The organism is Streptomyces sp. NPDC029122 (assembly GCF_055569445.1).
In genome coordinates, this window is record NZ_JBVHWK010000003.1 from 106,922 (window position 1) to 127,720 (window position 20,799).

Genomic DNA, 20,799 nt, shown 5'->3' on the forward strand with positions numbered 1-20,799 from the left:
TCGCCGCTTCGTCCGCTCGTCCGCGGCTGCTCGCGGCTACTTGTCGCCGACGCGCGAGCCGAGCGTGATGTCGACCGTGGTCGGCTTGCCGGCGCGCAGGTAGGTCAGCTTCACCGTGTCGCCCGGCTTGTACGTCCAGATCAGGCTGATCAGGGTCCGGCCGCTGTCGACCGGCTTGCCGCCGAACTCGGTGATGATGTCGCCGGGCTTGAGGCCCGCCTTGCCGGCCGGGCCGTTGGGGTCGACCAGCTCGTTCGGGGGCGCGCCCTGCTCGGAGATCTTGGCGCCGTCCACCTTGGACTGGAGGTCCACGGAGACGGAGATCACCGGGTAGACCGGCTTGCCCGTCTTGATCAGGGACTCCGCGACGTTCTTGGCCTGGTTGATGGGGATGGCGAAGCCGAGCCCGATGGAACCGGCCTGGCCGCCGCCGAATCCGCCGTTCCCGGCGGACTGGATAGCCGAGTTGATGCCGATGACCGCGCCGCGGCCGTCGAGCAGCGGTCCGCCGGAGTTGCCCGGGTTGATGGAGGCGTCCGTCTGCAGGGCGCTCATGTACGAGCTCTTGCCGCCGGAGCCGTCCCCGGAGGCCACCGGGCGGTTCTTGGCGCTGACGATGCCGGTGGTGACCGTGTTCGACAGGCCGAAGGGGGCGCCGATCGCGATCGTGGGATCGCCGACCGCGACCTTGTCGGAGTCCCCCAGCGGCAGCGGCTTGAGGCCCGCGGGCGGGTTCTTCAGCTTGAGCACGGCCACGTCGTAGCCCTCGGCCCGGCCCATCACCTCGGCCTCGTACTTCTTGCCGTCGGAGAAGGTCGCGGACAGCTTGCCGCCGTTCGCGGCGGAGGCGACCACGTGGTTGTTGGTGAGGATGTGGCCCTGCTGGTCGTAGACGAAGCCGGTGCCCGTCCCGCCCTCGCCGTCGCCGGCCGAGGCCTCGATGGTGACGACGCTGGGCAGGGCGTTCGCGGCGAGACCCGCGACGGAGCCGGCGTCCCGCTTGACGTCCTTCGGGGTGTTGCCCGCGGTGATGGTGGTGGAGCCGAAGCCGCCGCTGTCGTTCCGCTCGGCCGCCCAGTAGCCGACGCCGCCGCCGACGCCGCCCGCGAGGAGGGCCGCCGCCAGGACGGCCGCCACGAGGCCGCCCTTGCCCTTCGGCTTGGGCGGCGGGGTGCCGTCGGTGGTGAGCGGGGCGCCCCAGGCGCCACCGCCGTGGCCGCCGGTCACACCGTACGCGGGGACCGCGGGCGGCGGCGGGGGCCAGGCTTCGGCGCCGTACGCCGTCTGAGCGGCGGGGGCCTGGGCCTGCGGGTGCCCATAGCCGTAGGCGGGGGGCGCGGAAGGCGGCGCCGCCGGGGTGGGCGGCAGCTGCTGGGTGTGCTCGGCACCCTGCGCGGGGGCGGGGGCCGGGGCCTCCGGAGGCCGGCCGGGCGCACCCTCCGCGGCCACGGCCACGGGCGCGGCCGGGGCGGCCGGAGCCTCGGGCGCGGCCGGAGCCTTCGCCAGGTCGGGGGTGGAGGCGGCCGGCGCGGGGGGTACGGACGGGGCCGCGGGGGGCGTCGGGGCCGCGGTGCCCTCGTTCTCGGTGCTCACAGCGCTCTCTCCTCGTCACACACGGCTTACAGGCTTGCACGGCTGCACAGGCTCTGGGCGTCTAGGCTCTGGTCATATCAGGCGAAACCGGCCCGATGCCCACCTGGCATCGGTCCGACTGAACGTTCGACGTGCCGTACAAGTTCCAGAGTGAAGCCTTTCCCATGACCCGTCAGGGCACTGTAAGCCGGACCTGTGCATCTGCCTCCATCCTTTATATCCGACATATAGGACGCATCCCCAGGACTCACCCCGCCGCCGGAGGCCCCTCGGTGGCACCATGACCGGGTGACCCACGCATTGACGAGCCCCATCCAGGTCGTCGCCCACCGCGGCGCCTCGGAGGACGCCCCCGAGCACACCCTGGCCGCGTACCGGAAGGCCATCGAGGACGGTGCCGACGCCCTCGAATGCGACATCCGGCTGACCGCCGACGGACACCTGGTCCTGGTGCACGACCGCCGCGTGAACCGCACCTCCAACGGCCGCGGCGCCGTGTCCGCCCTGGAGCTCGCCGACCTCGCCGCCCTCGACTTCGGCTCCTGGAAGGACCGCGAGGAGTCCCCCGACTGGGACGCCGACCCCGAGCGCACCTCCGTGCTCACCCTGGAACGGCTGCTGGAGCTGGTCGCCGACGCCGGCCGGCCCGTCCAGCTCGCGATCGAGACCAAGCACCCCACCCGCTGGGCCGGACAGGTGGAGGAGCGCCTCCTCTTCCTCCTCAAGCGCTTCGGGCTGGACGCCCCGCCCGCCGAGGGCCCCCACCCGGTCCGGGTCATGAGCTTCTCCGCCCGCTCCCTGCACCGGGTCCGCGCGGCCGCGCCGACGGTACCGACCGTGTACCTGATGCAGTTCGTCTCGCCGCGGATGCGCGACGGGCGGCTGCCCGCCGGGGTGCGGATCGCCGGCCCGGCCATGCGGATCGTGCGCAACCACCCCGGCTTCATCCGCAAGCTCCAGGCCGCCGGGCACTCCGTACACGTATGGACGGTGAACGCTCCTGAGGATGTTCAGCTATGCGCTGATCTGGGTGTAGAAGCGATCATCACGAACAGGCCACGCCAGGTTCTGTCACAACTCGGGCGCTGACGTCCCGATTTGCCCACCTGTCACACCCGTCCCGCGCGTGACAGGGAGTGCACCGGCGCATCCGCTCCGCGTCCGACGGTCACGAATGCGTCAGGACGGTGTCAGAGGGCCTCGTCACGGCGGTTTCCGGTCCAGGCCATTGGGGCATCCAGACCTTGGCGTGGGGCTAAGGAGGTTCCGGGGGTGGCGTTGGTGATGGCACAAGAAGTGCCCACGTCGTCGTGCATGGACATACGCCATGGTCCTGCGGGCGTGGGTGAGGCGAGACACCGGATGCGCGAACAGCTGCGCATGAGCGGCCTTTCCGAATCGGTCGTGGACGATGCCGAACTGATCCTTTCCGAACTGCTCAGCAACGCCTGCCGGCACGGCAGGCCGCTGGGCCGGCGCGAGATCGGAGACGGGGAGATACGCGCCGCGTGGCGCGTCGACACGGCGGGGCGGCTGACGGTCGAGGTCACGGACGGCGGCGGCCCCACCCGCCCGATTCCGGCCACGCCTTCGGTCACCGCGCACGGCGGCCGGGGGCTGAACATCATCAGCGCCCTGGCCCAGGACTGGGGTGTACGGGACGGAGCGGCGGGTGAGGTCACCGTGTGGGTGATCGTCGCCCGGGGGCCCCGGCACGAGGATTTCGCTACGCGCGTCACTGCCCCGGCGATGGACTTCGTATCGGTCTTCGACGATCTGGATCCGTGAGGCGGGTCCCCGGCGGCCGTCCGGGAGCGCACGCCGACCGTGCTCCCGGCCGCACCCCACCGGTTCCGGCGGTACGAACGGCTAGGCTCGCGCCCAGAGACACCGCCGTACCGCCGCAACCGGGAGACACCCACGATGGCCAAGAAGCGCCCCGCCGCGAAGACCGCGAAGCCCCAGCTCGAGAACGGGGAGATCCCGGTCGTCGGCGCGCGCGAGCCCTGCCCCTGCGGGTCCGGGCGCCGCTACAAGGCCTGCCACGGCGCGGCCGCCTCGCACGCCGCGACCGAGCACGTGCAGCGCCCGTTCGAGGGACTGCCGGGCGAGTGCGACTGGGTGGCGCTGCGCGAGCTCGTCCCCGCGGCCACCGTCCCGCTGACCCTCAAGGGCGGTCTGCCCGAGGGCGTCCCCTCCGTCACCCTGGTGACCGTACTGCCCATGGCCTGGCCGGCGCTGCGGCGCGAGGACGGCTCGGTCCTGCTCGGCCTCCAGAACGAGTCGAACAGCGGCGACCTGTCCCGCGACATGGCCGACACCCTGGAGCGCGCGCTCGTCGCCGAGCCCGGCACCCCGGTTCCCGCCCGCCGGGTTCAGGCCGAGGGTCCCCGACTTCAGGATCTCCTCGATCTGGACGGCGTTTTCGAGCCGGTTGTGCACACGGGCTTCGAATTCTGGATTCCGGAGGCGGAGAGCGCCCAGAACGCCTCCCCGGAGATCGCCGCGTCGCTGGAACGCGCCAACGCCGCCGCCATCCCGACCGTCAAGCTGACGGGCGTGGACGCGGCCTACTGGTGCGAGACCCCCGACAAGAACCACCTGCGCTGGGTCATGCCGCACCCCGAGGAGAAGCTCCTCGACGCCCTCGCGCGGCTGCACGCGGCGGGCACGTCCTCCCTCGGCGAGGGCACGAAGCTCGTCGGTTCCTTCCGCGCCCACGGTCTCGTCGTCCCGGTCTGGGACCTGCCCACCGGGGTCTCCGCGGAGGACGTGGAGAAGCCCGCCGCCGAGTTCGCGGAGCGGCTGGCCACGGCCCTGTCCACCGACGCGCCGCTGACCGCCGACGAGCGCCGGGCGCGCGGCGGACTGACGAACCGCCAGGTCACGCTCAGCTGACGGGCGGACAGTCGCGGGCCCGGTGACTGGGGTCACAACTCCCGCTAATCGTCTGCAAATCGATGTCTGAATATCAGAGATCGAATTTGCGAACAGGCGATCTCTTGTTACCGTTCTTGTAGCCCGGTCGCTGGTGCATCCCCCGTCGCCAGCGACCGGGCCTTGTCTTTCCGGTGGCGCTCATCCTTCGCCCGGGACCGGTGAGTTGCTCCCGGACCGCAGCAGCAGTCGCCCTTCATCATCCGGAACTGCAAACTCCGCTACAGCCGAGTACTCCTCCGGAGCCCCGGCGGAATCCGCCCGGGGCGTCTCGCACAGCCCGGGCTCGTCCCCCGCGCCCACCGCACAGCGGATCTGCACGGTCCGGCCGGCGGGCCCCATCACGGTCAGTACGGCGTCCAGCGCCCGCCCGCCGGTGTTGCGGTAGTAGCTGCGGCCCCAGGTCTTGCCCGCGCTCTCCAGGATGCACGTCTGCGCCTCCAGCCCCTGCGGAGCGGAGAGTTCAGGCCCGCACCGGGAGTCGGTACGCGGCTGCTCGGCAGGCCCGGGCCGCGTCGGCGCCGTGGCCGGCCGCGCCCCGTCCGGCGTACCGGAAGCATGGGAAAGGCCGAGCGACGAGAGCAAGCCCCCGCCTTTTCCGTCACTCTGACCGGCGAAATCCGGCCCGGCGATCGCTCCGGCCAGGGGAAGCGACAAGATGATCAGCACACCGGCGCCGATACCGATCAGGCGGAGATTCATTCGCCGAAGATAGCGACGCGGGAAAGGGGCGCGGAGATGCCCGCGCCCAATTCCCTTGGAAACTCGTCGCGCTGGCACCCGTACGAGTGATGCGGCGGCCCCCCGACACCCGGGGCGGGCCGGACGGACCGGGCACCCGGAACGGGCAGCCGGGCCGCCCGATCAGTACGCCAGCCGACTGCCGCCGCCCGGCGCACCGCTGCTCGCCTCGACGAGCGCGTCCACGACCGCTTCCACGTCCGGCAGCCACATCCCGCGCGGCCCCGGCTCCGGCACGGGTTCCCGCTCCCAGCGGACCTGCCCGCCGCCGCCGGCCGTGGACGGCGGCAGCAGCAGGTAGCCGCCCTCGCCGTGGAAGCGCAGCGAGGAGGGCACGTGGTCCTTCGCGTAGAGGAGTTCGCCGAGCCGCTCCAGCGAGTACGGCGCCACCAGCAGGGACCACCGGGTGGGCGTGGCGACGACCGGACCGAGCCGCATGCCCTGCGCGTCCAGCCGTACGACGGCCCGCGCGGCCGCACCGGCCGGCAGGCTCACCGCGCACGGCGCGTTCCCGCCGGTGGCCAGCAGCACCGGGGCGGCCGGGCGCCTGGTCCACCACCAGGCCACCATCCGGGCGTCGGTCGTGGCGGCGAGCAGCCCCGGGTCGAAGGGGTGCGCGCCGGGCACCACGCAGTCCGGGTCCGGGCAGGCGCACCGCGCGCTGTCGGCGCCGGCCCGGCCGACGCCCGGCAGTACGGGCCAGTGCCAGGCGGTGGCGCAGGTCAGCGCCCCGTCCAGCAGGGAGGCGGCGGGGGCGCCGTCCACGGCTGCCACGGCCGGGCGGGAGGCGGCCCGCGGGAATTTCAAGCGATCGCGGAGCCGCTTGAGACGCCTTCCGAGGATCTCGCGCATGAGCGCTCGTTCCTTTCCGTTGAACGCCGAAGGGCCACATCACACCATGTAACCGGTGTTTCACCACACGTACACGTTTCGCGTCACTGTCCGCCAGAAGCAGGTTCACACGGTTCGTGCCGTTTTCTTACGGGTCCGTCAAACGTCCGGCGGGGACCCGGAGCGAGCGGTCCGGTCGACCCGCACCGGTCTCGAAACCGGCTGCCGCCGCTAAGGACGGCCGGCCGCGCCGGGCGGTTCCCGGCGGCGCCGGGAGGCGTCAACTGACCCCGGGCACCATCGATTACGTACCCGGAGCCCCTGGAGCGCCCGTACAGTCGATCGCAAAAACCGTCTGCTCGGCGCTTTTTCCGGCCAAGTTTAGCCCTGGCTGGACAGTGAGTTGCCGTCCCACGGACACCAGTATTCCCGCCTGGGCAATGCTGGACATCGATCCTCGTGTGCGTGTAGATGTGGATCCATTGATGGCGGCGCAGCACGATCTGGGGGTTTGCGATGCTATATGGCGAATCGCACCAGGTGGAAAGGCGGACGCCATGAGCGCCCCGCATCTGCCGAAAGTGGCTGGAATCGATCCAGCAGTTACAGCGTCAGCGCACACTGCGGCGCCCACACCCGGCTCCACTCCCACGACATCCACACCCCCGGCCGCGCCGGGAACTTCCGGCTCGCCCTCCGCCAGGACCGCACCCGCCCCCGGCGCCCCGCCCCCGGCGAGCAGCGTCATCCAGGACCGGCTCGCGGGCATGGTCTCCGATCTCACCACCCTCCACGAGCTCACCGAGCGCCTCGCCCGGGCCGCTGACCTCGACTCCTCCCTGCGGGAATTCCTGCGCGCCGGAGCCGCCCTCGTCGGCGCGCGCCGCGGGATGGTGGTCCTGGAGCCCTCCGACGGCCTCGGCCCCGCCACCACCATCGGCCTCGGCCTGGGCCGCGCGGACCTCGGGCACATCGAGACGGTGCCGCGCAGCGCCACGTCGTACGGCCGGATCCTGGACGGCCTCCCCGACGCCCACGGCGGCTCCGAAGTGCTGCCGGAGCCGGGCACGGCGGCGGTTGCGGGAGCCGGTGGCCACGAGCCCCCCGTCGACCCCCGCCACCGGGAGGTCGCGGCCCGGCTCGGTTACGCCGCGAGCTACGCGCTGCCGGTGACCGCCGATGCCGCCGGCCGGCTCGGTGCCGCCGTGTGGCTGTACGACGAGCAGGCCGAGCCGAGCGACCGCCAGCGCGACCTGGCCGGGCTGTACGTCCGGCACGCCGCCGAGCACCTGGCCCGGATGGTCGAGGTCACGCGCTCGCGCGACCGGCTCGCCACCATCGCCGAGGAACTGCTGCCCAGCCGGCTGCCGCGGATCCCCGGGGTGCAGCTCGCCGCCCGGCACCGCAGCGGGCCGCGCGGCGGCGGCGACTGGTACGACGCGCTGCCGCTGCCCGAGGGCGCCATGGGGCTGGCCGTCGGGTCCGTCACCGGCTCCGGCCCGAGCGCGGTAGCGGCGATGGGACGGCTGCGGGCCTCGCTGCGCGCGTACGCCGTGATGGAGGGGGAGGACCCCGTCGCGGTCCTGTCCGACCTGGAGCTGCTGCTGCGCCTGACCGAGCCCGCGCGCTCGGCGACCGCGCTCTTCGCGTACTGCGAGCCCGCCGCCCGCAAGATCGTCCTGGCCGGAGCCGGGCACACGCCGCCGCTGCTCATCGGCGAGCGCCGGACCGAGTACGTGGAGACCTCCCTCTCCGCACCGCTGGGGATGCTGGCGTGCTGGGAGGCGCCGAGCGTGGAGATCGAACCCGCGCCCGGAGAAACGGTGCTTCTCTACACCGACGGGCTGCTGCGGCGCACCGGTGACGCCATGGACCGGGCCTACGCGCGGCTGCACGCGGCGGCGGCGGGGGTTCCGCGCGGTGCGCGGGAGGACCCGGCCGCCATCTGCGAGCACATCCTGAGGACGGTGCTGCCCGAGGAGGGGGCCGGCACGGCCGAGGAGCCCGAGGACGTCGTACTGCTCGCGGCCCGGTTCGACTGAGTCCTGGTCCGCGGCTCGGGGCCGCCAGCGGCAGCTCGCGGAGGTCTGCGCCCGGTTTGACTGATATGTCACAAGTCGAGCCGGGAGCCTTCCCTTCGCACATACGATGGACGGGGTCCGTACCCGGTCCTTGCATGTCGTAGCAGCTGAGGAGAAGACGTGGCTGACGAGCTCACCCCGGAGACCCCGGAAGAAGAGCAGCCCCAGAAGAAGCACAAGCAGCGCAAGAACGGGCTGTACCCGGGCGTCAGCGACGAGCTTGCGGAGAACATGCGGACCGGCTGGGCCGACACCGAGCTGCACGGTCTGGAGCCCATCGCCCAGGCCGGCCACACCGCCGACCGCCGCGCCGCGCTGTCCGCGCGCTTCCCCGGCGAGCGCCTGGTCGTTCCGGCGGGCCGCCTGAAGACCCGCTCGAACGACACCGAGTACCCCTTCCGCGCCTCGACCGAGTACGCGTACCTCACCGGTGACCAGACCGAGAACGGCGTCCTGGTCCTGGAGCCCACCGGGGAGACCGGCCACCAGGCCACCATCTACCTGCTGCCCCGCTCCGACCGCGAGAACGGCGAGTTCTGGCTGTCCGGCCAGGGCGAGCTCTGGGTCGGCCGCCGCCACTCCCTCACCGAGGCCGAGCAGCTCCTGGGCATCCCGGCCAAGGACGTGCGCGAGCTCCCCCAGGCCCTCACCGAGGCCACCGGCCCGGTGCGCGTGGTCCGCGCCCACGACTCCGTCATCGAGTCCGCCCTCACCGACAAGGTGACCAAGGAGCGCGACGAGGAGCTGCGCGTCTACCTCTCCGAGGCCCGTGCCGTGAAGGACGCCTTCGAGATCGGTGAGCTGCAGAAGGCCGTCGACTCCACCGTCCGCGGCTTCGAGGACGTCGTGAAGGTGCTCGACAAGGCCGAGGCGACCTCCGAGCGCTACATCGAGGGCACCTTCTTCCTGCGCGCCCGCGTCGAGGGCAACGACGTCGGCTACGGCACCATCGCGGCCGCCGGTGCCCACGCCTGCACCCTGCACTGGGTCCGCAACGACGGCGCGGTCCGCTCCGGCGACCTGCTGCTGCTCGACGCCGGAGTGGAGACCGACTCCCTCTACACCGCCGACGTCACGCGCACGCTGCCGATCAACGGCACGTACAGCGACATCCAGCGCAAGATCTACGACGCGGTGTACGAGTCCCAGGAAGCCGGCATCGCCGCCGTCAAGCCCGGCGCCAAGTTCCGCGACTTCCACGACGCCTCGCAGCACGTCCTGGCCGAGAAGCTGGTCGAGTGGGGCCTGCTGGAGGGCCCGGTCGAGCGGGTCCTGGAGCTCGGACTGCAGCGCCGCTGGACCCTGCACGGCACCGGCCACATGCTCGGCATGGACGTCCACGACTGCGCCGCCGCGCGCACCGAGGCGTACGTCGAGGGCACTCTGGAGCCGGGCATGTGCCTCACCGTCGAGCCCGGTCTGTACTTCCAGGCCGACGACCTGACCGTGCCGGAGGAGTACCGCGGCATCGGCGTCCGTATCGAGGACGACATCCTCGTGACCGAGGACGGCAACCGGAACCTGTCGGCGGCTCTGCCCCGCACCTCGGTCGAGGTCGAGGCGTGGATGGCGCGGCTCAAGGGCTGACGCCGGCGCCCGGACGTACGGGGTACGGGCGGGCTCACGGGTGGGCTCACGAGTGGGCGGGAACCGGATCCGGTTCCCGCCCGCCGTCGTCCTACGAGACCCTCAGCAGCGCGTCGTCGCGCCACTTCAGCGTCTTGTCGAAGCTCACCACGGCGCCCCGGCCGGGCCGGTTGCGGAAGCGGACGTGGTCGGAGAGCTGCTCGATCAGGTGCAGTCCCCGGCCGTTCTCGGCAAGGCGGGGGCCGCAGGACCCGGCGCGGGCCACGGCCGAGGGCGGGAATCCCGGGCCCGAATCGGTCACCTCGATGCGGCAGCGGTCCCCGTCCAGGTAGGCCGTGACGTGGTACGCCTCGGTCCCGTCCGCGCCGCCGCCGTCCGGGATCCCGCCGAGGCCTCCGCCGGGGTGCCCGCCGGGGAAGCCGCCGCGACCGCCGTGCTCGACCGCGTTCGCGCAGGCCTCGCTCAGCGCGACCGACAGGTCGTGGCAGATGTCCGGATCCACCCCCGCGGTCTCCATCGTCCCCAGCAGCAGCCGCCGGGCGAACGGCACGCTCGCGGCTTCGCGCCTCAAGTGGAGAGACCACCAGATGCTCATACGGATACCTATTGCCGCCCGTACCGGCCCGTAAGCGCACGGGAGCCCGCACAGCCCTCATTCGGCCGATGCGCGGTTCCCCGAGGGCGGTGTACACGGCGCCGCTGCGGGGGCGGCACGGGACCGGTCCGGCAGCCGCGGCGGGGGAGCGGGCGGGCCCGGATCCGGGGCACCCTCCCGGGCCGAGCCCCTCGGAGTGCCGTCCGCACACCGCCGGCGGCGCCGCCATGCCGTCAGCGGGCCGTCGGAGCACGGTCGGCGCGGAGCGCCCGGCCGGCACCGCCCTGACCCGGGACGGACCGGGCGCCGACCCGAGACCGGAACCCAAGGGTCCCTCCAGCACCTGCCGTAGGCAGGGCACCACCTCAGTGCGATGATGGCCCGGCCATGACTGCCACCCACACGACACGCCCCGGAGCAGGTCTCCGGATGACCCGGGCCGCGGTGTTCACCGCGGTCTGCGTCGTGCTGTCCGCAGCCGGCCACGCCGTGGCCTCCTGCGCGACCGTGCCGTGGTGGGCCCTGGCCCTGGCCTTCGTCGCCGTCTTCTCGGTCGCGGCCCCCCTCGCGGGACGCCCGCGGCCGCTGCCCCGCATCGCCGCCGGGCTCGCCGTCGGCCAGCTCGGGCTGCACACGCTGTTCGGGCTCGGCCAGCACGGCGCCACCGCCACCGGAGCCGCACAGGCACCGGCCGGCGACGGTGACGCCTCGCTCGCGGCGCTCGCCGCCCAGCTGGTCTGCGGGGGCAACTCCGTACCGCTGAGCGCGGCCGACGCCCGGCGGATCCTGGAGGCCGCCGGGCTGGACCCGGCCGCCGTGGCCGCCCAGGCCGCCGCGCAGGGCCACCCGGCCCACGCGCACCTGGCGGGGGGCACCGCGGCACCGGCGACCGGCCTGTTCAGCCCGGCCATGCTGATCGGCCACCTGCTGGCCGCGCTCGCGGCCGGCTGGCTGCTGGCCCGGGGCGACGCCGCGCTGTGCCGGCTCGTCGAACTGTCCCGGCTCTCCGCCGAAGCCGACCCCGTACGTCCGCTGCGCGCCGCGCTGGCCTTCGTACGCGCCCTCGCGGCCGGACTCCCCGGCGCGCCCGCGCGCGGCCCCCGGGCCCGCCGGAGCGCCGCCGAGCCCGCCGCCCCGACCGGCCGGGTCGCACTGCTGCACACCGTGATCCGGCGCGGCCCGCCGGCGACGGCGCTCGTCCTCGCAGCCTGACGCGGCACCCCGTCCGCTCCCCGGGACACCCGGCCGGAGCACCGGTGCCGCGACCTCCGCGCGCGCCCGTACGCGGAGCCACTGTCACCACTGCTTCCGTGGAGTGTTCACGCCATGAAGACCTCTCGCGTCTCCTTCGCCGCCGCCCTCACCGCCGGCGCCGTCCTCGCCCTGTCCGGTACCGCCTTCGCGCACGTCAGCGTGCAGCCCGGCGAGGCCGCCAAGGGCGGCTACGCGACGCTCAGCTTCAAGGTCCCCAACGAGCGGGACAACGCCTCGACCACCCAGCTCGAGGTCAACTTCCCGGCCGACCAGCCGCTCACGTCCGTCATGCCGCAGGAACTCCCGGGCTGGACGTCCACCGTCGAGAAGACGAAGCTCGACAAGCCGCTGACCGTGCACGGCAAGCAGATCAACGAGGTCGTCACCAAGGTGACCTGGACCGGCGGCAAGATCGAGCCCGGCAAGTTCCAGCAGTTCCCTGTCTCCGTCGGCAAGCTTCCCGAGAACGTCGACAAGATGGTCTTCAAGGCGATCCAGACGTACGACAACAACGAGGTCGTCCGCTGGATCGAGGAGCCCAAGGAAGGCGCCGCTGAGCCGCAGACTCCCGCGCCGGTGCTGAAGCTGACCGCCGCCAAGGGCGGGGACGGCCACAACGACAGCGCCAAGCCGGCTGCCGACGGGGCGAAGAACGGCGACGCGAAGGCCGCGAAGGACGAGAAGGACGGGCACGACGAGGCCGCCAAGAGCGCCTCCGACACGACCGCCCGCACCCTCGGCATCGTGGGCATCGTCGTCGGACTCGCCGGCGTCGCCTTCGGCATCGCCTCGCGCCGCCGCGCCTCCTGAGGCGACGGCCCACCGGGCCCGCCGCTCCACGCCTCAGCACGACACCCGTCATCCCCGATCCCAGGGACATTTCCTCATGCGCACCACACGTGTGACGGTCGCCGCCCTCGCGGTGGCGACCGCGCTCGCCCTCACCGCCTGTGGCAGTGAGACCGCTCAGAAGACCGGTTCGGTCACCCAGATCTCCGGCCAGACCAAGGCCGGGGCCGCGACCGTCCTCGACCGCCCCTTCGACAAGCCGGACCTCGTCCTCACGGACACCACCGGCAAGCCGTGGAACCTGCGCGAGCAGACCAAGGGCCGGCCGACGCTCATCTACTTCGGCTACACCAACTGCCCCGACGTGTGCCCCCTGACGATGAGCAACGTCGCCGTCGCCAAGAAGGCACTCCCCAAGGGCGACCAGGACAAGCTCCAGGTCGTCTTCGTCACCACCGACCCGGAGCGGGACACCCCCGACTCCCTCGGCGCGTGGCTCCGGGCCCAGGACCCGTCCTTCACCGGACTGACCGGGGACTTCGCCACCATCCAGGCCGCCGCCCGATCTCTCGGCATCGGTATCGAGGCTCCCAAGAAGGAGGCCGACGGCACCGTCGTCTCCATGCACGGGGCCCAGGTCATCGCGTTCTCGCCCAAGACCGACGAGGGCTACGTCCTCTACGGCGAGGGCACGACCGTCGACGACTACACCAAGGACCTGCCGAAGATCATCAAGGGAGAGAACCCGTGAACGCCCGCACCATCCGCACCATCGCCGCCGCCCTCTCCCTGACGGCAGCACTCGCCATATCGGGCTGCTCCTCCTCCGACCCGGACTCCGGCTCCGGCGCCGCCGCCCCGGCCGGCACCAAGGCCTCCGCCGACACGAAGGCCCCTGCCGGGACGGAAGCCGGCAAACCCGCCATGACGGTCAGCGGGGCCTTCATGCCCGAACCGGTCAACGACAAGATGGCCGGCGCTTTCATGGTCATCAAGAACGACTCGAAGACCGCCGACAAGCTGGTCTCCGTCACCAGCCCGCTCTCGGACGATCTTCAGATCCACGAGACCAAGGACCAGAAGATGCAGCAGGTCCAGTCGATGGACGTGCCCGCCGGCGGCGAGCTGCGGCTGCAGCGCGGCGGCAACCACATCATGTTCATGGGGCTCAAGAGCCAGCCGAAGGTCGGCGAAAAGATCACCATCGAGCTGCGCTTCGAGAAGGCCGACCCGGTCAAGGTCGAGCTGGACGTCAAGGAACGGACGTACAACGCGCCGAACTCCAATGCCCACTGACGGACCGAGGAACTGACACGCCATGACGTCCACCGCCCCCGCTCCTTACCCGGCCCGTGCCCGGGCCACGGCACTCCTGCCGCGTCTCGCGCTGGTTCTCGCAGCCCTGCTGGCCACCCTGTTCGCCACGGCAGGCCCGGCCGCGGCGCATGCGGCACTCACGGCGAGCGACCCCCAGGACGGGGCGGTGGTCGCCACGGCGCCCGCCCAGGTCACCCTCTCCTTCTCGGAGCAGGTCGCCATGGGTGACGACTCGATCCGCGTCATGGACCCCCAGGGCAAGCGCGTCGACACCGGCGAGCTACGGGACATGTGCAGCGGATCCGTCATCCGTTACGGCACCGCCCTGCACTCGGGCCTGCCCAACGGCACGTACACCGTCGCCTGGCAGGCCGTCTCCGCGGACAGCCACCCGATCTCCGGCGCCTTCACCTTCTCCATCGGTGCCCCGTCGGCGACCAGCGTCGCCCTTCCCACCCAGAAGGTGGGCGGCGGCCCCGTCGGCATCGCCTACGGCATCGCCCGCTACGCCGCCTACGCCGGGTTCACCGTCCTCGTCGGCGGTGCCGCGTTCATTCTGCTGTGCTGGCGCCGCGGCTCCGCGGAGCGCCCGCTGCAGAAGCTGGTGGTGCGCGGCTGGGTCACCCTCACCGCGGCCACCCTGGCGATGCTGGTGCTGCGCACCCCTTACACCGGGTCGGGGAAGTTCGCCGACGCCTTCGACCTCGACGGACTCAAGGCCGTCCTGGACACGAAGACCGGCGCCTCCTTCCTCTCCCGGCTGCTGCTGCTCGGCGCGGCCGCGCTCTTCATCGCCGTGCTCTTCGGTGCCTACGCCCGCCGCCAGAAGCTCTCGGCCGACCCGACGGGGGCCGGCGGCTCCGAGGGGCCGGCCGAGGACGAGAAGGAGACGAGCGACCTCGCCTTCGGGCTCGGCATCGGCGGGACGGTCGTGGCCGGTGGCATCGCCGCCACCTGGGCCCTTTCCGAGCACGCCTCCACCGGCATCCAGCCCGCGATCGCGATGCCGGCCGACATCCTGCACCTGCTGGCGATGGCCACGTGGCTCGGCGGGCTCACCGCGCTGCTGATCGCCCTGCGCAAGGTGCCGGACATCGAGCGGGAAGCCGTCCGGCGGTTCTCCCGGGTCGCCTTCGTCAGCGTCCTGGTCCTCGCCGTCACCGGCGTCTACCAGTCCTGGCGCCAGGTCGGCAGCTGGTCCGCCCTCACCGGCACCAGCTACGGCAGGCTGCTGCTGATCAAGGTCGCGCTCGTCGCCGTCCTCATCGGCATCGCCTACCTCTCGCGGAAGTGGACGGCTCGACTCGGGGAGGTCCGGGCCGAAGAGCCGGCGAAGGTGCTCGCGGGAGCCGATGTTTCACGTGAAACATCGACCGGCACCAATCAGGGCAATTCCGCCGAAACCGGAGCAGGGGGTGGGGCCGGATCTTCTGAAGGGGCCGGAGCTCCTGAAGAGGCTGAAGGGGCCGACGCCGCCAACGGCGCAGACCCCGACGCCACCGACCCGAAGCGGGCCGCTCAGCTCGCCCGACAGCGCGCCGCCCGGGAGAAGGCCCGCGAGACCCGCGTCCGCGATGCCGACCCGGGCCGTGCCGGCCTGCGCCGCTCCGTACTCGCCGAGGCCGGTGTCGCCGTCGTGCTGCTGGCCGTCACCACCGTCCTGACCAGCACCGAACCCGGACGCGCGGTGGAGCAGGAGGCCGGCCGGGGCGGAGCGTCCAGCACCGCCGTGCCCAACCGCCCGGTCAAGATCACCCTGCCCTTCGAGACCGGCGGCCAGAACGGAAAGGGCACCGTCCGGCTGGAGCTCGACCCCGGCCGGGTCGGCGCCAACACGCTCCACCTGTTTGCCGACGGCCCCGACGGCAAGCCCATGGACCTCCCGGAGGTCAAGATCGCCTTCACCCTCCCGGCCAAGGAGATCGGTCCGCTTCCGCTCACCCCGGACCGGGCCGCTGCCGGACACTGGACCGCGTCCGGGGTCCAGCTGCCGCTCGCGGGCGAATGGCGCATCGACGTGACCGTGCGCACCTCCGACATCGACCAGACGACCGTCCAGAAGAACGTGAAGATCGGCTGACCAGCGTGACCGACAGCACCACCAGCACCCCCGACATCGAGATCTCCCGGCGCCGACTGCTGGGCACGGTCGGCGCCACGGGCGCCGCCGGGCTCGCGCTCGGCGCCACGGGCGGCGCGCTCGTACGGTCAGCGGTCTCCGACTCACCGGCCGGCTCCCCCGGAGCCGCCGGTTCCCTCGCGTCCCTCGGCGCCACCCAGGTCGCCTTCCACGGGGACCACCAGGCCGGAATCACGGACCCGCTCCAGGCCAAGGGCCACGTCCTCGCCTTCGACCTGGCACCGGGCGCCGGCCGCAAGGAAGCCGCCGCACTGCTGCGCCGCTGGTCCGACACCGCCCGGCGGCTCATGGCGGGCGAGCCCGCGCCGACCGCCGACAGCGGGATCGCCCTGGATGCGGGGCCCTCCTCCCTCACCCTCACCTTCGGCTTCGGCCACTCCTTCTTCGACCGCACCGGTCTCACCGCCCGGCGCCCGATAGCCCTCGATCCGCTGCCCGACTTCTCCTCGGACCGGCTCGACCCGCAGCGCAGCAACGGCGACCTGTGGGTCCAGATCGGCGCCGACGACGCGCTGGTCGCCTTCCACGCCCTGCGCGCCGTACAGAAGGACGCCGGGGAAGCCGCCCGGGTGCGCTGGCAGATGAACGGCTTCAACCGGTCCCCCGGTGCCACCGCCTCGCCCATGACCGCCCGGAACCTGATGGGCCAGGTCGACGGCACCGGGAACCCCCGGCCCAAGGACCCGGACTTCGACAAGCGGATCTTCGTACCGGACGCTGGTCCCGGACCCGCCGAGCACTCCTGGATGGCGGGGGGCTCGTACGCCGTCGTCCGCCGGATCCGGATGCTGCTCGACGACTGGGACAAGCAGTCCCTCGCCCGGCAGGAGCAGGTCATCGGCCGGACCAAGGCCACCGGAGCGCCGCTGACCGGCGGCGACGAGAAGACGGCGATGGCCCTGGACAAGCTGGGCCCGGACGGCAAGCCGGTCATCCCGTCCAACGCCCACGCCCGGATCTCCGCCCCCGCGCAGAACGGCGGGGCGGCGATGCTCCGGCGGCCCTTCTCCTACCACGACGGAATCGGCCCCGACGGCATGCCCGACGCCGGGCTGCTCTTCATCTGCTGGCAGGCCGACCCCCTGCGCGGGTTCGTCCCGGTCCAGCGCAAGCTCGACCGCGGCGACGCCCTGTCGGAGTTCATCCGGCACGAGTCCAGCGGGCTGTACGCCGTACCGCCCGGGCCGCGCGACGGGGAGTACGTCGGGCAGCGCCTGCTCGAAGGGTGAACAGCGCCCCACCGGCGGGTGGCACGGCATTAGGCTGACCGCATGTCGGCCACCCGCTTCACGTATCTCGGTCCCGAGGGCACTTTCACCGAAGCCGCCCTGCGCACGCTGCCGGAAGCCGCCACCCGGGAGCTCGTCCCGATGGTGTCGGTGCCGGCCGCCCTGGACGCCGTACGCAACGGCGAGGCCGCGGCGGCGCTGGTGCCGATCGAGAACTCGGTGGAGGGCGGGGTCACCGCCACGCTCGACGAGCTGGCCTCCGGCGAGCCGCTGATGATCTACCGCGAGGTGCTGCTGCCGATCGCCTTCGCCCTGCTGGCGCGGCCCGGGACGAAGCTGTCGGACATCAAGACGGTCACGGGGCATCCCGTCGCCCAGCCGCAGGTGCGCAACTGGCTGCGGACGCATCTGCCCGACGCCGTGTGGGAGTCGGCGGCCTCCAATGCCGACGGCGCCCGGCTGGTGCAGGAGGGCCGGTTCGACGCGGCCTTCGCGGGCGAGTTCGCCGCCGCCACCTACGGGCTGGAGGCGCTGGTCACCGAGATCCACGACGCGCAGAACGCCGAGACCCGCTTCGTGCTCGTCGGGCGGCCCGCCCGGCCGGCCGCTCCCACCGGCGCCGACAAGACCTCCGTCGTGCTGTGGCTCGGCGACGACCACCCGGGTGCCCTGCTGGAACTCCTCCAGGAGTTCGCCGTCCGCGGGGTGAACCTCATGCTGATCCAGTCCCGTCCGACCGGCGAGGGCATCGGCAACTACTGCTTCGCCGTCGACGCCGAGGGACACATCTCCGACCGCCGGGTCAGCGAGGCGCTGATGGGGCTGAAGCGCACCTGTCCCCAGGTGCGCTTCCTGGGGTCGTATCCGCGTGCAGGTGTCGCGCTGAGCGAGGTGCGGGCCGCCCGGCCGGGAACGTCCGACGGCGACTTCACCGAGGCCTCCGACTGGCTGACTCGCTGCCTCGACGGCCGGCCGTAGTCCTCCGTCCACTGTCCACAGAGTTATCCACAGGCCCGGGCGGCGGCCTGGGGACAAGTCGACAGAGCAGCGCGACAAGGTCGACATATCGGCCGGGTGGCCCAGGTTTCGCGCTGGGGAGCGGCAGGTGAACGGCGTCACCCGCGTATCACCAATCAACTCTTTGGGGCGAGCCATTCCCACCCGAATGAGTGTGTGAGGGCGGTTTGAACCCTGATCGGCCGAGACCGGTCCCGGCCGCCTATTGATCTAATTCGATGTCCACAGATCCGGCACACAGCCTGTGGATAAGAGGGGCTCCGGGGGAATTCCTGTGGACAAGGGCCCTCCTCCAGCCGCCTCCTGCCCTGCTCAGGCACCTCACGGCGGTTGCCGTTGTGCCCCTTATTCGGAGAAAGGGCGCTTTCTATCGAGCAGCCCACAGGGGTCGGATCCAGCCGCCTCGCCAGCGCGGGACGAGCACCGCCCCCTCCTTTCCATTCGCCTCAATCGGGACATAGCGACACGCAGCGTGATATCGGTGTGAGCCCGGGAAGCCCAGCCCGGTAGCCTGGAGGGGTGATTGACCTCCGGCTGCTCCGTGAAGACCCCGACCGTGTCCGCGCCTCGCAGCGCGCCCGTGGAGAGGACGTCGAGCTCGTCGACGCACTGCTCTCCGCCGACGAGCGCCGCAGGTCCTCCGGCATGCGCTTCGACGAACTGCGCAACGAGCAGAAGTCGCTCGGCAAGCTCATCCCCAAGGCCTCTCCGGAGGAGCGGGCCGAGCTGCTGACCAAGGCCGAGCAGCTGAAGCAGGACGTCAAGGCCGCCGAGGCCGAGCAGAACGAAGCGGACGAGGCTGCCAAGCGGCTCCTGCTCAAGCTCGGCAACATCGTCCACGAGGACGTCCCCGTCGGCGGCGAGGAGGACTTCACCCTCCTCGAGACGCACGGCACCATCCGCGACTTCGGCGCCGAGGGCTTCGAGCCCAAGGACCACCTGGAGCTCGGCGAGGCCCTGGGCGCCATCGACGTGGAGCGCGGCGCCAAGGTGTCGGGCTCGCGCTTCTACTACCTCACCGGCGTCGGCGCCCTGCTGGAGCTCGCCCTGGTCAACGCGGCGATCGCGCAGGCCACCGAGGCCGGCTTCATCCCGATGCTGACCCCGGCGCTCGTCCGCCCGCGCGCCATGGAGGGCACCGGCTTCCTCGGCCAGGCCGCGGAGAACGTCTACCACCTGGAGAAGGACGACTACTACCTGGTCGGCACCTCCGAGGTACCGCTCGCCGCGTACCACATGGACGAGATCATCGACGCCGACAAGCTGCCCCTGCGGTACGCCGGCTTCTCCCCGTGCTTCCGCCGCGAGGCGGGTACGTACGGCAAGGACACCCGCGGCATCTTCCGCGTCCACCAGTTCGACAAGGTCGAGATGTTCTCGTACGTCGCACCGGAGGAGGCCGAGGCCGAGCACAAGCGGCTCCTGGAGTGGGAGAAGCAGTGGCTGACCAGCCTGGAGCTGCCGTTCCAGGTCATCGACGTCGCGACCGGCGACCTGGGCGCCTCCGCCTCCCGCAAGTTCGACTGCGAGGCCTGGATCCCGACCCAGGGCAAGTACCGCGAGCTGACCTCCGCCTCGAACTGTGACGGCTTCCAGGCCCGCCGCCTGGCGATCCGCTACCGCGACGGCAAGAAGACCGCTCCGCTGTCCACGCTGAACGGCACCCTGTGCGCCGTCCCGCGCACCATCGTCGCCATCCTCGAGAACCACCAGCAGGCCGACGGCTCCGTGCGGGTCCCCCCGGTGCTCCGCCCCTACCTGGGTGGCCGCGAGGTCCTGGAGCCGATCACCAAGTGAGCCCCGCTCCGTTCCCGTACAAGCTCGTCGCGACCGACCTCGACGGGACGCTGCTGCGCAACGACGACACCGTCTCGGAGCGCACCCGTGAAGCGCTCGCCGCGGTCACCGCGGCGGGCGCGGCGCACATCGTCGTCACCGGCCGTGCCGTGCCCTGGACCCGGCACGTGCTGGACGACCTCGGGTACCGGGGGATCGCCGTGTGCGGGCAGGGCGCCCAGGTCTACGACGCGGGGGCGCACCGGCTGCTCACCTCGGTGACCCTGGACCGGCAGCTGGCCGGTCTGGCCCTGTCGAAGCTCGAGGCCGAGGTGGGGCCGCTGGCCCTGGCCGCCAGCCGAGACGGGGTGGAGGGCGAGGTCCTCTTCGGCCCCGGCTACCAGGTGCAGGGAGGCCTGCCGGCGCTCTACCTGGAGGACACGGCCGAGGTCTGGACCGCCCCGCTGAACAAGCTGTACATCCAGCACCCCGGGATGGGCGAGGACGAACTCGTCAAGGTGGCCCGGGAGATCGTCGGCAACCTCGTCGACATCGTCATGGCGGGCCCGGGGATAGTGGAGATCCTTCCGCTGGGCCTGAGCAAGGCCACCGGCCTGTCGCTCGCCGCACGGCGCCTCAAGGTCAAGGCCGCCGAGACCATCGCCTTCGGCGACATGCCCAACGACATCCCCATGTTCGGCTGGGCCGCGCACGGTGTCGCCATGGCCAACGCCCACGCGGAGCTGAAGGCGGTGGCGGACGAGGTGACGACCTCCAACCAGGAGGACGGCATCGCCGTGGTCCTGGAGCGCCTGCTGGGCGCCGGGTAGGAACGGGGACACAGCTCCCGGGGACACAGCACCCGGGAACCGGACGTACGAGAGGTCCGGGACGGCCCGCGCCGCGAGGCGC

18 protein-coding genes are annotated in these 20,799 nt (G+C 72.2%); 14 read left to right on the top strand and 4 right to left on the bottom strand.

Annotated features, from left to right (window positions below; all coding sequences use genetic code 11):
• Positions 1 to 36: 36 nt before the first annotated feature.
• The gene (locus ACZ4WZ_RS05105; RefSeq protein WP_467885204.1) at positions 37 to 1,593 is read right to left on the bottom strand and encodes a S1C family serine protease; all 1,557 of its coding nucleotides are present in this window, start codon (positions 1,591 to 1,593) and stop codon (positions 37 to 39) included.
• A gap of 288 nt (positions 1,594 to 1,881) precedes the next feature.
• Between ACZ4WZ_RS05105 and ACZ4WZ_RS05110 the strand changes: the two genes are divergently transcribed.
• From ACZ4WZ_RS05110 to ACZ4WZ_RS05120, 3 genes are all read left to right on the top strand, one after another.
• Positions 1,882 to 2,682, top strand: a complete 801-nt coding sequence (locus tag ACZ4WZ_RS05110; protein WP_467885207.1) for a glycerophosphodiester phosphodiesterase — start codon at positions 1,882 to 1,884, stop codon at positions 2,680 to 2,682.
• Between the two features lie 183 nt (positions 2,683 to 2,865).
• Positions 2,866 to 3,381 (top strand): ATP-binding protein, encoded by a 516-nt coding sequence (locus tag ACZ4WZ_RS05115; RefSeq protein ID WP_467885209.1) that lies wholly within the window; start codon positions 2,866 to 2,868, stop codon positions 3,379 to 3,381.
• Between the two features lie 135 nt (positions 3,382 to 3,516).
• On the top strand, positions 3,517 to 4,491 hold the full coding sequence (locus tag ACZ4WZ_RS05120) for a DUF5926 family protein (RefSeq protein WP_467885211.1): 975 nt from the start codon (positions 3,517 to 3,519) through the stop codon (positions 4,489 to 4,491).
• Positions 4,492 to 4,671: 180 nt separating this feature from the next.
• Here ACZ4WZ_RS05120 and ACZ4WZ_RS05125 read toward each other — a convergent pair whose 3' ends face one another.
• Complete coding sequence (locus tag ACZ4WZ_RS05125) at positions 4,672 to 5,232, bottom strand: hypothetical protein (protein ID WP_467885214.1); 561 nt, start codon at positions 5,230 to 5,232, stop codon at positions 4,672 to 4,674.
• A 162-nt stretch (positions 5,233 to 5,394) separates the two neighbouring features.
• The gene (locus ACZ4WZ_RS05130; protein WP_467885217.1) at positions 5,395 to 6,123 is read right to left on the bottom strand and encodes a bifunctional DNA primase/polymerase; all 729 of its coding nucleotides are present in this window, start codon (positions 6,121 to 6,123) and stop codon (positions 5,395 to 5,397) included.
• 419 nt (positions 6,124 to 6,542) lie between these two features.
• Between ACZ4WZ_RS05130 and ACZ4WZ_RS05135 the strand changes: the two genes are divergently transcribed.
• The gene (locus tag ACZ4WZ_RS05135; protein ID WP_467885219.1) at positions 6,543 to 8,144 is read left to right on the top strand and encodes a PP2C family protein-serine/threonine phosphatase; all 1,602 of its coding nucleotides are present in this window, start codon (positions 6,543 to 6,545) and stop codon (positions 8,142 to 8,144) included.
• Positions 8,145 to 8,303: 159 nt separating this feature from the next.
• Positions 8,304 to 9,770 (top strand): aminopeptidase P family protein, encoded by a 1,467-nt coding sequence (locus ACZ4WZ_RS05140; protein WP_467885222.1) that lies wholly within the window; start codon positions 8,304 to 8,306, stop codon positions 9,768 to 9,770.
• 91 nt (positions 9,771 to 9,861) lie between these two features.
• On the opposite strand, the gene ACZ4WZ_RS05145 is transcribed toward ACZ4WZ_RS05140, so the two are convergent.
• Positions 9,862 to 10,365, bottom strand: coding sequence for an ATP-binding protein (locus ACZ4WZ_RS05145; RefSeq protein WP_467885225.1), 504 nt, complete (start codon positions 10,363 to 10,365; stop codon positions 9,862 to 9,864).
• A 387-nt stretch (positions 10,366 to 10,752) separates the two neighbouring features.
• On the opposite strand from ACZ4WZ_RS05145, the gene ACZ4WZ_RS05150 reads away from it, so the two are divergent.
• The 9 genes from ACZ4WZ_RS05150 (at position 10,753) to ACZ4WZ_RS05190 (ending at position 20,717) form a co-directional block, all read left to right on the top strand.
• Positions 10,753 to 11,577 carry a hypothetical protein gene (locus ACZ4WZ_RS05150; RefSeq protein ID WP_467885228.1) on the top strand — a complete coding sequence of 275 codons (825 nt, stop codon included), beginning with the start codon at positions 10,753 to 10,755 and terminating at the stop codon, positions 11,575 to 11,577.
• A gap of 114 nt (positions 11,578 to 11,691) precedes the next feature.
• A complete protein-coding gene (locus ACZ4WZ_RS05155; RefSeq protein WP_467885230.1) occupies positions 11,692 to 12,429 on the top strand; it encodes a YcnI family copper-binding membrane protein in 738 nt (245 codons plus the stop codon).
• 76 nt (positions 12,430 to 12,505) lie between these two features.
• Positions 12,506 to 13,159, top strand: coding sequence for an SCO family protein (locus tag ACZ4WZ_RS05160; protein WP_467885233.1), 654 nt, complete (start codon positions 12,506 to 12,508; stop codon positions 13,157 to 13,159).
• Positions 13,156 to 13,704, top strand: a complete 549-nt coding sequence (locus ACZ4WZ_RS05165) for a copper chaperone PCu(A)C (RefSeq protein WP_467885236.1) — start codon at positions 13,156 to 13,158, stop codon at positions 13,702 to 13,704. Before ACZ4WZ_RS05160 ends, ACZ4WZ_RS05165 begins: the two co-directional genes overlap by 4 nt.
• 22 nt (positions 13,705 to 13,726) lie before the next feature.
• A complete protein-coding gene (locus tag ACZ4WZ_RS05170) occupies positions 13,727 to 15,805 on the top strand; it encodes a copper resistance CopC/CopD family protein (protein ID WP_467885239.1) in 2,079 nt (692 codons plus the stop codon).
• 5 nt (positions 15,806 to 15,810) lie between these two features.
• The gene (gene efeB, locus ACZ4WZ_RS05175) at positions 15,811 to 17,094 is read left to right on the top strand and encodes an iron uptake transporter deferrochelatase/peroxidase subunit (RefSeq protein WP_467885242.1); all 1,284 of its coding nucleotides are present in this window, start codon (positions 15,811 to 15,813) and stop codon (positions 17,092 to 17,094) included.
• 42 nt (positions 17,095 to 17,136) lie between these two features.
• On the top strand, positions 17,137 to 18,072 hold the full coding sequence (pheA, locus tag ACZ4WZ_RS05180) for a prephenate dehydratase (protein ID WP_467885245.1): 936 nt from the start codon (positions 17,137 to 17,139) through the stop codon (positions 18,070 to 18,072).
• 558 nt (positions 18,073 to 18,630) lie between these two features.
• Entirely contained in the window at positions 18,631 to 19,908 is a 1,278-nt protein-coding gene (gene serS, locus ACZ4WZ_RS05185; RefSeq protein ID WP_467885248.1) for a serine--tRNA ligase, read from the top strand.
• Positions 19,905 to 20,717 (top strand): HAD family hydrolase, encoded by an 813-nt coding sequence (locus ACZ4WZ_RS05190; protein WP_467885251.1) that lies wholly within the window; start codon positions 19,905 to 19,907, stop codon positions 20,715 to 20,717. Before serS ends, ACZ4WZ_RS05190 begins: the two co-directional genes overlap by 4 nt.
• Positions 20,718 to 20,799: the final 82 nt, after the last annotated feature.

What these genes read in the sequence shown, in the direction of transcription:
- ACZ4WZ_RS05130 (WP_467885217.1), bottom strand. Translation starts at nt 6,123, where the DNA reads ATGCGCGAGATCCTCGGAAGGCGTCTCAAGCGGCTCCGCGATCGCTTG.
- pheA (WP_467885245.1), top strand. Translation starts at nt 17,137, where the DNA reads ATGTCGGCCACCCGCTTCACGTATCTCGGTCCCGAGGGCACTTTCACC.
- ACZ4WZ_RS05150 (WP_467885228.1), top strand. Translation starts at nt 10,753, where the DNA reads ATGACTGCCACCCACACGACACGCCCCGGAGCAGGTCTCCGGATGACC.
- ACZ4WZ_RS05155 (WP_467885230.1), top strand. Translation starts at nt 11,692, where the DNA reads ATGAAGACCTCTCGCGTCTCCTTCGCCGCCGCCCTCACCGCCGGCGCC.
- ACZ4WZ_RS05160 (WP_467885233.1), top strand. Translation starts at nt 12,506, where the DNA reads ATGCGCACCACACGTGTGACGGTCGCCGCCCTCGCGGTGGCGACCGCG.
- ACZ4WZ_RS05135 (WP_467885219.1), top strand. Translation starts at nt 6,543, where the DNA reads ATGCTGGACATCGATCCTCGTGTGCGTGTAGATGTGGATCCATTGATG.
- ACZ4WZ_RS05170 (WP_467885239.1), top strand. Translation starts at nt 13,727, where the DNA reads ATGACGTCCACCGCCCCCGCTCCTTACCCGGCCCGTGCCCGGGCCACG.
- ACZ4WZ_RS05120 (WP_467885211.1), top strand. Translation starts at nt 3,517, where the DNA reads ATGGCCAAGAAGCGCCCCGCCGCGAAGACCGCGAAGCCCCAGCTCGAG.
- ACZ4WZ_RS05125 (WP_467885214.1), bottom strand. Translation starts at nt 5,232, where the DNA reads ATGAATCTCCGCCTGATCGGTATCGGCGCCGGTGTGCTGATCATCTTG.
- ACZ4WZ_RS05145 (WP_467885225.1), bottom strand. Translation starts at nt 10,365, where the DNA reads ATGAGCATCTGGTGGTCTCTCCACTTGAGGCGCGAAGCCGCGAGCGTG.